Below are 14266 nucleotides of genomic sequence, written 5' to 3' on the forward strand. Positions count from 1 at the left end.
TTTGTTACAATTAGATTAATTACTTATTTAGGTAACGAAATAAAAAAGGAGAATGTTATGAAACTGAAAAAATGGCTGCTATTTTTGATGCTGCCCCTTCTGTTTTTGCTGGATTTGAAGCTATTTACAGCAACTGCTCAAGCCGATGCTTTGAAGAATGCAATCACAGATATTAAAATCTGGGACCATTCTAATGGCCGCGAAGCAACTAAGGTTAATGGTGCTTACAATTTGGTTCAAGGGGGAAATTATCGCTATGAGCTAGTTTTTGATTTGTCTGCTTACGATAACCAGCTCAAGGATGGGGATACCTTTACCTTTACAGTACCGAACGGTGCAACCATTGCTGATGGTACAACCTTTACCCTGACAGATAATGAAACGCAGGTCCAGCTCGGAGCTGCTAAGATGACATCGAATGGTTCAGGTAAGGGCGGTCTGATCACGGTTACTATTCAGAATTTGGCAGATTACAAGTCTAAGACAACTGCTAGTGGAGTAAGAGGGAGCTTCTTCTTTGACTTTCAGGCGACGACAGTAGGCGCTGATCAGGACTGGAATTATAATCCCGAGGAAACTCAAGGCGCGATGAGCCATAAGGTAACCATTAACGAGCGCAAACAAAGCAGTTTTTCAACAGCCGGTGAAAACTACGCTAAGATTGGAGGGGTCATTGCTAAGAAGCCATATAATTCGGCTATTCTTGGCAAGAGCGGAGACTACTCCCATAACTGGACTGTTCGTATCAATACTCAGCAAAAGACTTATAATTCTCCGATTGTTATCAAGGATGTCATTCCAGATAGCAGTGCACCAATGCAATTCGTTCCGGAGCAATTTGTCCTTCGCCAAGGGGAGTACACGCAAAGTTTATCAAGTATTGCGAATTCTGTCATCTTGAAAGAAGGTCAAGATTATACGGTTGCCTATAATGACACTTATACAGAGTTTACTCTAACTATTAACAACCCAGGCAATCGTGCCTTTATGTTGAACTATATGACAACTTCACCAGCTGATGGTTCTTTAGTATCCAATACGGCTGAGATGGAAGTTGATAATACAAAACTGCCATTCAGAGACGATCGTCCTAGTCAGACGAGTTCTACGATAGAGCGCAGCAGCCGGATTACAGAGGGCGGTGTCATCACAGCAGATATCAGCAACAGTCTGGTTCTCTACAAACAAGATTCTAAGACTGGTAAAATGCTGGAAGGTGCTGTCTTTAAGGTGACAACTCCTAGCGGCCAAGAGATTACTCTGCCGCCGACTGATGCTAACGGGCGGGTTTCTACACAGCCTTTCTCAAGTGAAGAAATCAAGAAAGGCCAATTCACAGTAGAAGAAGTCACAGCTCCGGAAGGCTATGTACTGGACAGTAATCCGATGAAAGTGACTATCAAGGCTGATGGTGCAGTCAAAACAGTCAAGAATACGGTAGATCCAAATGCCAGCAAAAAGCTGACAGTCAAGAAAATTTGGAAAGATGAAAGCAATCAGGACGGCAAGCGTCCAGCTTCTATTGCTGTAGATGTCTACGCTAACGGTCAAAAACTGGCTGATAAGACAGTGACCGTAACTGGCGGTAGTACAGATGCGGAGTGGACAGCTCAGACAACTGATTTACCAATCTTTGATGCAAGCGGTCAAAAAATCACCTATACAATCGGTGAAGATCAGCTTGATGGCTACGATGCTCCAGAAGTAGATCAGGAAAATCTCACTGTTACCAATACTCGTACGCCAGAGAAAATCGCTATCAAAGCCAGCAAGAAATGGGATGATGCTGAAAATCAAGATGGCAAACGTCCTGCCAATGTTGTTGTAAAACTTTATAAAGAAGTTGGTGGTCAGAAATCAGAAGTTGCGAACCGAACTCTGACTGAAGCTGACCAGTGGGCAACCGAGTTCACCAACTTGAACAAATATGAAAAGGGCCAAGAAGTTGTTTATTCTCTGGAAGAAGACGCGGTCCCTCACTATCAATCTCAGGTAACTGGCAATGCTGCTGATGGCTTTGTAGTGACCAACACTTACAAGCCAGAAACCATCAAGATTTCCGGTCTGAAGAAGTGGGATGATGCGGATAACCAAGATGGCAAGCGTCCAAATGCTGTTAGAGTCAAGATCTTGAAAGGCCAAGATATTGTTGATGTACAGGAAGTGACGGCTGCTAACGGTTGGAAATATGAATCTAATCCTCTTCCTAAATATGCAGCAGGCCAAGAAATTGCTTATACTGTTGCAGAAGAAGCTGTCTCAGGCTACACGAGCAAGGTGGACGGCTATAACATCACCAACTCTTACACTCCAGAAACGGTTAAGATTTCTGGTCAGAAGAAATGGGAAGATGCGGACAACCAAGATGGTAAGCGTCCAGCTTCTGTTAAGGTTAAGATTCTGAATGGTGATACGGTTGTTGATGAGCAAAATGTGACTTCCGCTAACGAATGGAAGTATGAGTCTAAGGCTTTACCTAAATATGCGGCAGGCCAAGAAATCACTTATACCGTAAGTGAGGAAGCTGTTCCAGGTTATACTAGCAAGGTAGAGAGTTACAACATCACTAATTCTTACACTCCAGAGACAACGACTGTGTCTGGTAGCAAGACTTGGGAGGATGGCGATAACCAGGATGGCAAGCGCCCAGCTTCTATCACAGTTAATCTGCTAGCTGATGGTCAAAAAGTCAATACCCAAACAGTCAGTGAAGCAGAAGGCTGGTCTTACAACTTTACTGGCTTGCCAGTCTACAAGGATGGCCAACGGATCACCTATACAGTGACAGAAGAAGCTGTACCGGGGTATTCAACTAATCTCAACGGCTACAATATCACTAACTCTTATACACCAGAAAAGACAGAAATCACTGCTAGCAAGACCTGGAATGACAGCGATAATCAAGACGGCAAACGTCCAACTAAGATTAGCATTAAGCTGATGAAGACAGTCGGCGGTGTCAAGACAGAAGTCGCTAGCAAGGAAGTGACGGCTGCTGATCAATGGCAAACCAAATTTGAAAATCTGCCAGTCTATGAAAATGGTCAGAAGATTGATTACTCTATCGAGGAAGATGATGTAGCTGGCTACACTAAAGAAATCAAAGACTTCACAGTTACCAACTCTTACACTCCAGAGATGATTAAGATTTCTGGTCAAAAAATCTGGGATGACGCTGATAACCAAGACGGCAAGCGTCCAGCTTCTGTTAAGGTTAAAGTGAAAAATGGCGATACTGTCGTAGATGAGCTGGAAGTAACAGCTGCTAACGATTGGAAGTTTGAGTCTAAAGCCCTTCCTAAGTATGCAGCAGGTCAAGAGATTGCCTACACAGTTACTGAAGAAGTAGTTGCGGACTATCAAACTAAGATTGATAAGTTCACCATTACTAATTCTTACACTCCTCAAAGTACGGAGTATGCTGTTACGAAGGTCTGGGATGATGCTAATAACCAAGATGGCAAGCGTCCAGCTTCTATCACAGTGCAACTGTATAGCTCAGTAAACGGTCAAGAGCCAGTTGCTGTCGCAGGTAAGACATTGACCTTGACGGCTGCTGATAAGGCAGATGACAACACATGGAAAGCAAGCTTCACCAATCTGCCTCAGTTTGACAAGGGACAGGAGATTACCTACTCTGTCAAAGAAGATGATGCAACAGTAGCCGCTTTGAAAGAAAAAGGTTACAGTCCGAAAGTAGAAGGTCAGACGATTACCAATTCTCATACTCCAGAGCAGGTTAAAGTTTCTGGTCAGAAAGTCTGGGATGATGCAGACGATCAAGACGGCAAACGCCCAACATCTATTACAGTTAAGGTAATGGATGGAAGCACTATTGTTGATACACTTGAAGTAACAGCTGCTAACGGATGGAAGTTTGAATCTAAAGACCTGCCTAAATATAGAAATGGTCAAGAGATTGCCTACACACTTAAGGAAGATGCTGTTGCTCAGTATGAAACTAAGATTGATAAGTTCACCATTACCAACTCCTACACTCCAGAAACTGTTAAAGTCTCTGGTCAAAAGGTTTGGGATGATGCTAATAATCAAGACGGCAAGCGCCCAGCATCTATCAAGGTCAAGATTTTGGACGGAGATAAGGTGGTGGATGAGCTGGAAGTGACAGCTGCTACTGACTGGAAGTTTGAGTCCAAAGATTTGCCTAAGAATAAGAAGGGCAAGAAAATCAACTATACAGTCCTTGAAGAAGTGACAGTTGAGGGTTATAGCAGCAGCCAAGAACAAGCAACAGATGGCAGCTTCACTTTGACTAATAGCTATAAACCAACACAGATTGCTGTTAAGGGAACTGCGGTATGGTCAGATGCTGAAAATCAAGATAAGGTACGACCTTCTAAGATTACTGTTCGCCTCTTGGCAGATGGCAAGCCAATCAAAGAAGAGGTTGTGTCAGGAGAAAATGGTTGGCAGTATGACTTTAGCGGCCTTCCTAAGTACAAGGATGGCAAGGAAATTGTCTACAGCGTTGCGGCTGATCCAGTAGATGGCTACAAGCTTGAGATCAACGGTACTCAGCTAACCTTCAGTCATATCCCTGCTAAGAAAGATGCTGTTGACGGAGTGGTAACTAATAAGCCAGGCGGTCAAGCTCCGAAAGTCGGAGGAAAAGCTCTTCCTCGTACTGGACAGGAAGAAAGTCTTCTTGTTACTATTCTTGGCTTCCTAGCAGCGCTTCTCGCAGGAGGAATGCTGATGGCTAAGGCAAAACGCAGCTAATCAGTTTTATGACTTACTGAAAATTACAGTGAGCATCTCATTCGATATGAAAAAGCGAACAGGTTCTTTTGAGCTTGTTCGCTTTTATCATGTCAGTTTCATCACAAGTATTTTAAAACAACTGCTTTATATGAAAAATGAACCTAACCTTAAGAAATGTCTTCTATGCAAAACAAGCAAGCTAAATCTCGCTTTTTTTGTTATAATGAGTGTATTAACTTTTAAGGAGCAATCTTGCAAGGAAAAATCATTAAGGCTCTGGCTGGCTTTTATTATGTAGAGTCGGACGGACAGATTTATCAAACCAGAGCGCGGGGTAATTTTCGCAAAAAAGGGCAGACACCTTATGTCGGTGATGAAGTCGAATTTTCAGCAGAAAAAGACTCGGAAGGCTATATTTTAAAAATAGCAGAGCGTAAAAACAGCCTGGTTCGACCTCCCATTGTCAACATTGACCAGGCAGTTGTAATCATGAGCGCGAAAGAGCCGGATTTCAATGCCAATCTGTTAGATCGTTTTCTGGTGCTTTTAGAGCATAAACAGATTCATCCTATTATCTATATCAGCAAGTTAGACCTGCTAGAGGACGAGCAGAGCTTGGATGTCTATGTGCAGGCGTATCAGGCTATCGGGTATGAGGTTCTTAAAACTACTGAGGAGTTGCTGCCACGGCTGACAGGGGAAATCACTGTTTTCATGGGACAGACTGGAGTAGGAAAGTCCACTCTGCTCAATAAAATCGCTCCAGACTTGCAGCTGGAAACAGGAGAGATTTCTGAAAGTCTAGGCCGCGGCCGTCATACGACAAGGGCTGTCAGCTTTTACAATCTAAATGGCGGTAAGATTGCCGATACGCCAGGATTTTCATCTTTGGATTACGAGGTGACCACAGCTGAAGATCTCAATCAAGCTTTTCCAGAGATTGCTGAGTTCAGCCAGTCCTGTAAGTTTCGTACTTGCACTCATACTCACGAGCCAGCTTGTGCCGTTAAGCCAGCAGTTGAGGCCGGCCAGATAGCTTCATTCCGCTTTGATAATTACCTACAGTTTCTCAGCGAGATCGAGAATCGTCGGGAAACCTATAAAAAAGTTGCCAAAAAAAATTCTAAATAAGGAGAAGAACTATGATATCATTCAAAATCGCCCCTTCAATCTTAAGTGCGGACTATGCTAATTTTGAATCTGAATTGAAAAAGTTAGAAGCGACAGGTGCTGAGTATGCTCATATTGACATTATGGATGGTCATTTTGTACCGAATATCAGCTTTGGAGCTGGGGTTGTTGCCAGTATGCGTCCTCACAGCAAGCTAGTCTTTGACTGCCATCTGATGGTTTCCAATCCTGAGCACCATATCGAAGAATTCGCTCGTGCTGGTGCAGATATCATTAGCATCCATGCCGAAGCGACGCCACATATCCACGGAGCGCTGCAGAAGATTCGAGCAGCGGGAGTCAAGCCTAGTGTTGTGATTAATCCAGGAACACCAGTCGAAGCAGTCAAAAATGTTTTAAATCTGGTTGATCAAGTCCTTGTGATGACAGTTAATCCAGGATTTGGCGGTCAGGCCTTTCTGCCAGAAACCATGGATAAGATTCGAGAATTGGTCGTTCTGCGCGAAGTCAATCAGCTGAATTTTGATATTGAAGTGGATGGCGGTATTGACGATAAGACGATTGGAATTGCTAAAGAAGCTGGCGCCAATGTCTTCGTAGCTGGAAGCTATATCTTCAAAGGTGATGTTAAACATCAAGTTCAGACCTTACGGGATGCCCTGCATGACTAAGATTGCACTGTTTGCTGGCGGGAACTTGGAGCATTTTAGCTTAGATTTTGATCTTTTGGTCGGAGTAGACCGTGGAAGCCTCTTTCTGCTTGAACAGGGAGCATGTCCTGACTTGGCTGTCGGGGATTTTGACTCTGTGACCGAGGAAGAATTGCTGCGCATAAAAGATAGAACCAAGGAAGTCATTCAGGCCCATCCTGAAAAAGATGATACAGATTTGGAGTTGGCTGTTCTAGCTTGTTTTGAACGGTATCCAGATGCTTTTCTGACCGTTTTTGGAGCCTTTGGCGGCCGTCTGGATCATGCCTTGGCCAATGTTTTCCTGCCTAGTAATGAAAAAATTGCACCATATATGGAAAAGATTTTTATGGAAGATGAGCAGAATCTGCTGACCTATGTTCCCAAGGGGCGCCATGAAATCAAACCAGTAGCTGGCATGCGCTATCTAGCCTTTCTGCCATCGGATGATGCTGCCTTAACGATTGAGGGCGCCAAATATCCGCTCAATAAAGATAACTTTTTTTTCAAAAAAGTGTATGCTTCTAACGAATTTATAGATAAGCCCATTTATTTGGACTTTGATAGCGGCTATACAGTCGTCATTTACAGCAAAGACAGGAGCTGATATGGAGTTTATAATCATCCTCATTCTTTTAGGAAATCTAGTGCTGACCTTTCTTTTATGGCAAAAGCTTAGTCAGCAGACCGAGACACTAAAGCAAGTCTTGGAAAATCAGGCAGATCATCTATCGGATCAGTTGGACTATCGCTTGGAGCAAGAAAGCCAGAAAAGGCAAACGGCTCAGAAAGAGCTGGAATTAGCTCTGGGAGATCGTTTGAGCGAGGTCAGGACAGATTTGCACCGCAACTTGACAGAGCTGCGCTTGGAAATCAGTGACAACCTGACCAAGAATCGGGATAAAACTGACGAGCGTATGCGGCAGATCCAAGAGTCCAACGAAACCCGTTTAGAGCAGATGCGGCAGACTGTTGAAGAGAAACTGGAAAAGACACTTCAGACTCGTCTTCAGACTTCTTTTGAAACGGTCTCTAAGCAATTGGAGTCTGTTAATCGCGGTCTGGGAGAAATGCAGAGTGTTGCTCGAGATGTCGGTACACTGAATAAGGTCTTATCCAACACCAAGACCCGAGGGATTCTAGGGGAGCTGCAGCTAGGCCAGATTATCGAGGACATCATGACGGCCAGTCAATATGAGCGAGAGTTTGTGACAGTGACCGGCTCCAGTGAGCGTGTCGAATATGCTATTAAACTGCCGGGACAGACGGAGCATGAATATGTCTATCTGCCCATTGATTCTAAGTTCCCTCTGGCTGATTACTACCGTTTGGAAGATGCTTATGAGTCTGGCAGCAAGGAAGAGATTGAGCTCTATCGCAAGTCTCTCTTAGCAAGTGTTAAACGCTTTGCCAAGGATATTAAGAGTAAATATCTGGCACCGCCGGCGACGACCAATTTTGGTATCATGTTTCTGCCAACGGAAGGTCTCTATTCGGAAGTTGTCCGCAATCCAGCCTTTTTTGACAGTTTGCGACGGGAGGAGCAGATTGTGGTGGCGGGTCCGTCGACCCTTTCTGCCTTGCTTAATTCACTGTCTGTCGGCTTTAAAACGCTCAATATCCAAAAAAGTGCGGACGACATCAGCAAGGTTCTGGGATCTGTCAAATCCGAGTTTACCAAGTTCGGTGGTATTCTGACCAAGGCACAGAAACATTTGCAGCATGCTTCGGGTAACATTGATGAACTATTAACTCGGCGGACAGGAGCTATCGAAAGAACCTTACGCCATATTGAGCTGTCTGACCAAGACCTCGATTTGAACTTACTTGATTTTTCAGAAGAAAGGGAAAACAATGAAGATTAATCAAATGAAAAAAGATGAACTGTTTGAAGGTTTCTATCTGATCAAGTCAGCAGAAGTCCGTCAGACAAGGGCTGGGAAAAATTATCTGGCCTTCACTTTCCAAGACGATACAGGGGTAATCGAGGGTAAACTCTGGGATGCTCAGCCACATAATGTTGAAGAATTCACTGCTGGCAAGGTCGTGCATATGCAAGGCCGACGGGAAGTCTACAATAACACACCCCAGGTAAATCAACTGACCCTGCGTCTTCCTAAGGCTGGAGAGCCCAATGACCCAGCGGATTTCAAGGAAAAACCGCCAGTAGACCAGAAAGAAATCCGAGACTATTTATCTCAGATGATTTTCAAGATTGAGAATTCTGTCTGGCAGCGCGTGGTCCGCTCGCTTTATAGCAAGTACGACAAGGAGTTCTATTCTTATCCAGCAGCTAAGACCAATCACCATGCTTTTGAGTCTGGTCTGGCCTTTCATACCGCTACTATGGTCAAGCTGGCAGATGCTATCGGAGACATTTATCCTCAGCTTAATAAAAGTTTGTTGTTCGCAGGGATTATGCTTCATGACTTGGCCAAGGTTATTGAGCTCAGCGGCCCAGAAAACACCGAGTACACCGTGCGAGGCAATCTGATTGGTCACATCGCTTTGATTGATGAAGAATTGACCAAGACCTTGATGGAGCTGAAAATTGATGACAGCAAGGAAGAGGTTATCGTCCTGCGCCATGTCCTTCTCAGCCACCACGGTCTCTTGGAATATGGCAGTCCTGTCCGGCCTAAGATTATGGAGGCAGAAATTCTGCATATGATTGATAATCTGGATGCGGAAATGATGATGATGACTGCTGCCTTGGGACTTGTTGATCCAGGTCAAATGAGCAATAAAATATTCGCTCTTGAAGGCCGTTCCTTCTACAAACCAAAACTTGAACAGTAAAATACGAAAAATGGACATTACTTGGAAAAGAATGTTCGTTTTTTTGTTTCTGTTATGGTATAATGAATAAAATAACTTTAATTGGTGAAAAAATGAAATTAAGAAGAAGTGAGCGTATGGTGGTTATCTCCAATTATTTGATTAACCATCCTTATGAATTAACGAGCTTAAATACATTTGCAGAAAAATACGAATCTGCCAAATCTTCTATTTCAGAAGATATTGTCATTATTAAGCGAGCCTTTGAAGAGATTGAAATTGGGACCATCGAAACGATTACTGGTGCCGGTGGAGGAGTGATTTTCAGCCCGTCCATCTCAGATGCAGAAGCTAAGACCATTGTGCAAGGTCTTTGTGATCAGCTGTCTGAAAGCAATCGGATTCTTCCGGGGGGCTACATTTACCTATCGGACCTGCTCAGTACTCCATCCATTTTGAATAATATCGGACGGATCATTGCCAAAAGCTTTAAAGATCAGCAGATTGATGCAGTCATGACGGTTGCGACCAAGGGGGTACCTTTGGCCAATGCCGTAGCCAACGTACTTAATGTACCTTTTGTCATCGTTCGTCGAGATTTAAAGATTACAGAAGGGTCAACGGTCAGTGTCAACTACGTATCTGGCTCCAGCGGAGATCGTATCGAAAAGATGTTCTTGTCCAAGCGAAGTCTCAAGGCCGGCAGTCGTGTCTTGATTGTGGATGACTTCCTCAAAGGCGGGGGGACCATTACAGGGATGATTAGCCTCTTATCTGAGTTTGACTCTGAGTTGGCAGGTGTAGCTGTCTTTGCGGACAACGCGCAGGCCAACCGCGATTATCTGGACTATAAATCGCTCTTGAAAGTAACCAATATTGATGTCAAGGCGAATACCATTGATGTGGAAATTGGAAATATTTTTGATTAGGGAAAAGGGCGGAGATTATAGATGAAAACAGTTTTAGAAAAGTTTGACCACAGTCCGCTGTGGATTCGTTTAGGAGTATTGTCGATTTTATTTGGGATTCTGATTACTGGCATGGTTTTTGTGCAGGGGCAGTCTAATTCCAATAGGAATTCAGTCAGCTCTGCTGCAAGCATCGCATCAAGCAGCTCTTCCTTACAACTGTCTTCTGCTCAAAAAGAAGCACAGGAAAAAGAAATTCAGGAAGAGGAGCAAGCAGTTCAGGCTGCAGAAGAAGCGGTTAAACAGCTTGAAACCATGCAAACTTTGGAAGATTTACAGCTAGCTAAGACTGCAGCAGAGAAGGTCAAAGATGCAGCTACTAAGGCTAGATTCCAAAGCCGTATTCATGCAATAGCTGTCCTGATTGACCCAGAAGGGGCTCAGGCTGGTGTTTATGAAAATCCAGCTGCTGTATCAGAAGAAGCAGTGGCTCAGCCGCAGCAATAAGTTAGCAGCAATCTAATAAGCAGAGATAAGCTTAAAATAGAAAAAATGTATTGACAGAAAAGTATCGTCGTGCTATAATGATAGACGGTACTTTTTACTTTTGGTCTCTCAAAAGTGTACAGAGACGTGCTGACAAATGTTGCAAAAGTACACGCAGATGGTAGCTGTCACCAAGTGTATCATCACCAAAATTAAAAAAATACAGGAGAATGTAGATGCCTACAATTAACCAATTGGTTCGCAAACCGCGTAAATCAAAAGTAGAAAAATCTAAATCACCAGCTTTGAACGTTGGTTACAACAGCCATAAAAAAGTTCAAACAAACGTATCTTCACCACAAAAACGTGGGGTTGCAACCCGTGTCGGAACTATGACACCTAAGAAACCGAACTCTGCCCTTCGTAAGTTTGCCCGTGTACGTCTGAGCAACCTTATTGAAGTGACTGCTTACATCCCAGGTATCGGACACAACCTGCAAGAGCACAGCGTTGTGCTTCTTCGTGGTGGACGTGTAAAAGACCTTCCAGGGGTACGTTACCATATCGTCCGCGGTGCACTTGATACAGCAGGTGTTACTGATCGTAAACAAGGCCGTTCTAAATACGGTACTAAAAAACCAAAAGCATAAGGAAAGGGGAGAAAGATAAATGAGTCGTAAAAACCAAGCGCCTAAGCGCGAAGTATTGCCAGATCCGCTTTACAATTCAAAATTAGTTACTCGTCTTATCAACCGCGTTATGCTTGATGGTAAGCGTGGTACAGCGGCTTCTATCGTTTACGGAGCTTTTGACCAAATCAAAGAAGCAACTGGAAACGATGCGTTGGAAGTATTTGAAACAGCTATGGAAAACATCATGCCTGTACTTGAAGTTCGTGCTCGCCGTGTCGGTGGTTCAAACTACCAAGTTCCGGTTGAAGTTCGTCCAGAACGCCGTACAACACTTGGACTTCGCTGGTTGGTAACTATTGCTCGTCAACGTGGTGAGCACACAATGGTTGACCGCCTTGCAAAAGAAATCTTGGATGCATCTAACAACACTGGTGCAGCTGTTAAGAAACGTGAAGATACTCACCGTATGGCTGAAGCCAACCGTGCCTTCGCACACTTCCGTTGGTAAGATAGGATGCGAAAGCGTTAAGAAAGTCCAAGAGAAAATAGGGAATCGAAGCAGGTTGCGATTGCAACCAATGAGATTCATCTTTTTCTCCAGACTTTTAGCTTGAGCTCAAATAGGCTCGGTCAGCTCTTAGCTATCATTCAACTGATTATCTGACAAGTTGAAACCAACAAAACAAGATAAACATTGAGAACGGGTAGGTCCTGCCTATCCGTTTTTGCTAAATAATGTTATAATAAATTGTAAAATAAATTAATAGGAGAAATAACCAAATGGCTCGCGAATTTTCACTTGAAAAAACTCGTAATATCGGTATCATGGCCCATGTCGATGCTGGTAAAACAACAACAACTGAGCGTATTCTTTACTACACTGGTAAAATCCACAAAATCGGTGAAACTCACGAAGGTGCGTCACAAATGGACTGGATGGAGCAAGAGCAAGAGCGTGGTATCACTATCACATCTGCTGCGACAACAGCTCAATGGAACAACCACCGCGTAAACATCATCGACACACCAGGACACGTGGACTTCACAATCGAAGTACAACGTTCTCTTCGTGTCTTGGACGGTGCGGTAACCGTTCTTGACTCACAATCAGGTGTTGAGCCTCAAACTGAAACAGTTTGGCGCCAAGCAACTGAGTACGGAGTTCCTCGTATCGTATTTGCTAACAAGATGGACAAGATTGGTGCTGACTTCCTTTATTCAGTAAGCACTTTGCATGATCGTCTTCAAGCAAACGCTCATCCAATCCAATTGCCAATTGGTTCAGAAGATGACTTCCGCGGAATTATCGACTTGATCAAGATGAAGGCTGAAATCTATACTAACGACCTTGGTACAGATATTTTGGAAGAAGATATCCCAGCTGAATACCTTGAGCAAGCGCAAGAATACCGTGAAAAATTGGTGGAAGCAGTTGCGGAAACTGATGAAGACTTGATGATGAAATACCTTGAAGGTGAAGAAATCACTAACGAAGAATTGAAAGCTGGTATCCGTAAAGCAACTATCAACGTTGAATTCTTCCCAGTATTGTGTGGTTCAGCCTTCAAGAACAAGGGTGTTCAGTTGATGCTTGATGCAGTTATCGACTACTTGCCAAGCCCACTTGATATTCCAGCAATCAAAGGTATCAACCCAGACACTGAAGAAGAAGAAACTCGTCCTGCATCTGATGAAGAGCCATTTGCAGCTCTTGCCTTCAAGATCATGACTGACCCATTCGTAGGTCGTTTGACTTTCTTCCGTGTTTACTCAGGTGTCTTGAACAGTGGTTCATACGTATTGAACACTTCTAAAGGTAAACGTGAGCGTATCGGACGTATCCTGCAAATGCACGCTAACAGCCGTAACGAAATCGAAACAGTATACGCTGGTGATATCGCTGCTGCCGTAGGTTTGAAAGATACAACTACTGGTGACTCATTGACAGATGAAAAAGCTAAAATCATCCTTGAGTCTATCAATGTTCCAGAACCAGTTATCCAATTGATGGTTGAGCCTAAGTCTAAGGCTGACCAAGACAAGATGGGTGTTGCTCTGCAAAAACTGGCTGAAGAAGATCCGACATTCCGCGTTGAAACAAACGTTGAAACTGGTGAAACAGTTATCTCTGGTATGGGTGAGCTTCACTTGGATGTCCTTGTTGACCGTATGCGTCGTGAGTTCAAGGTTGAAGCTAACGTAGGTGCACCTCAAGTATCTTACCGTGAAACTTTCCGCGCTTCTACTCAAGCTCGTGGATTCTTCAAACGCCAATCTGGTGGTAAAGGTCAATTCGGTGACGTTTGGATCGAGTTTACACCAAATGAAGAAGGAAAAGGCTTCGAGTTTGAAAATGCTATCGTCGGTGGTGTGGTTCCACGTGAATTTATTCCAGCGGTAGAAAAAGGTTTGGTTGAGTCTATGGCGAACGGTGTCCTTGCTGGCTACCCAATCGTTGACGTGAAAGCTAAACTTTACGATGGTTCATACCACGATGTCGACTCATCTGAAACAGCCTTCAAGGTTGCGGCTTCACTTGCATTGAAAGAAGCTGCTAAGACTGCTCAGCCTGCTATCCTTGAGCCAATGATGTTGGTAACAATCACTGTTCCTGAAGAAAACCTTGGTGACGTTATGGGTCACGTAACAGCTCGTCGTGGACGTGTTGATGGTATGGAAGCACATGGTAACAGCCAAATCGTTCGTGCTTATGTACCACTTGCTGAAATGTTCGGTTATGCAACTGTTCTTCGTTCAGCATCACAAGGACGCGGTACCTTCATGATGGTATTTGACCACTACGAAGATGTACCTAAGTCAGTACAAGAAGAAATCATTAAGAAAAATAAAGGTGAAGCTTAATAACTTGTTCAAGCAAAAAAACGCTCATTCGGGCGTTTTTTTTGTAGCTAAAATGAAT

General features: G+C 43.8%; 11 protein-coding genes. All 11 read left to right on the top strand.

Translation table 11 applies throughout. The features are described 5' to 3' along the window. Window positions 1-57 precede the first annotated feature (57 nt). The 11 genes from K1I80_RS06490 (at window position 58) to fusA (ending at window position 14208) form a co-directional block, all read left to right on the top strand. Window positions 58-4740, top strand: coding sequence for a Cna B-type domain-containing protein (locus K1I80_RS06490; RefSeq protein ID WP_223313769.1), 4683 nt, complete (start codon window positions 58-60; stop codon window positions 4738-4740). Between the two features lie 234 nt (window positions 4741-4974). Continuing rightward, window positions 4975-5853 (top strand): ribosome small subunit-dependent GTPase A, encoded by an 879-nt coding sequence (gene rsgA / locus K1I80_RS06495; RefSeq protein ID WP_223313770.1) that lies wholly within the window; start codon window positions 4975-4977, stop codon window positions 5851-5853. An 11-nt stretch (window positions 5854-5864) separates the two neighbouring features. Then, complete coding sequence (rpe, locus tag K1I80_RS06500; protein ID WP_223313771.1) at window positions 5865-6524, top strand: ribulose-phosphate 3-epimerase; 660 nt, start codon at window positions 5865-5867, stop codon at window positions 6522-6524. Continuing rightward, window positions 6517-7149, top strand: a complete 633-nt coding sequence (locus K1I80_RS06505) for a thiamine diphosphokinase (protein ID WP_223313772.1) — start codon at window positions 6517-6519, stop codon at window positions 7147-7149. Before rpe ends, K1I80_RS06505 begins: the two co-directional genes overlap by 8 nt. A 1-nt stretch (window position 7150) precedes the next feature. Continuing rightward, on the top strand, window positions 7151-8407 hold the full coding sequence (rmuC, locus tag K1I80_RS06510; protein ID WP_223313773.1) for a DNA recombination protein RmuC: 1257 nt from the start codon (window positions 7151-7153) through the stop codon (window positions 8405-8407). Beyond that, complete coding sequence (locus K1I80_RS06515; protein ID WP_061595329.1) at window positions 8397-9341, top strand: 3'-5' exoribonuclease YhaM family protein; 945 nt, start codon at window positions 8397-8399, stop codon at window positions 9339-9341. The genes rmuC and K1I80_RS06515 overlap by 11 nt, the downstream gene beginning before the upstream one ends. Before the next feature lie 92 nt (window positions 9342-9433). Beyond that, window positions 9434-10249, top strand: a complete 816-nt coding sequence (gene purR, locus K1I80_RS06520; protein WP_032906175.1) for a pur operon repressor — start codon at window positions 9434-9436, stop codon at window positions 10247-10249. Window positions 10250-10270: 21 nt separating this feature from the next. After that, window positions 10271-10735: a hypothetical protein gene (locus tag K1I80_RS06525; RefSeq protein WP_223313774.1), complete on the top strand. Its 465-nt coding sequence runs from the start codon at window positions 10271-10273 to the stop codon at window positions 10733-10735. A gap of 215 nt (window positions 10736-10950) precedes the next feature. Then, window positions 10951-11364, top strand: coding sequence for a 30S ribosomal protein S12 (rpsL, locus tag K1I80_RS06530; RefSeq protein ID WP_002893867.1), 414 nt, complete (start codon window positions 10951-10953; stop codon window positions 11362-11364). 19 nt (window positions 11365-11383) lie between these two features. Then, window positions 11384-11854, top strand: coding sequence for a 30S ribosomal protein S7 (rpsG, locus tag K1I80_RS06535; protein ID WP_002893865.1), 471 nt, complete (start codon window positions 11384-11386; stop codon window positions 11852-11854). Window positions 11855-12126: 272 nt separating this feature from the next. Further along, on the top strand, window positions 12127-14208 hold the full coding sequence (gene fusA, locus K1I80_RS06540; RefSeq protein WP_176798294.1) for an elongation factor G: 2082 nt from the start codon (window positions 12127-12129) through the stop codon (window positions 14206-14208). Window positions 14209-14266 lie beyond the last annotated feature (58 nt).

The organism is Streptococcus sanguinis (assembly GCF_019929225.1).
GTDB lineage: Bacteria > Bacillota > Bacilli > Lactobacillales > Streptococcaceae > Streptococcus > Streptococcus sanguinis_J.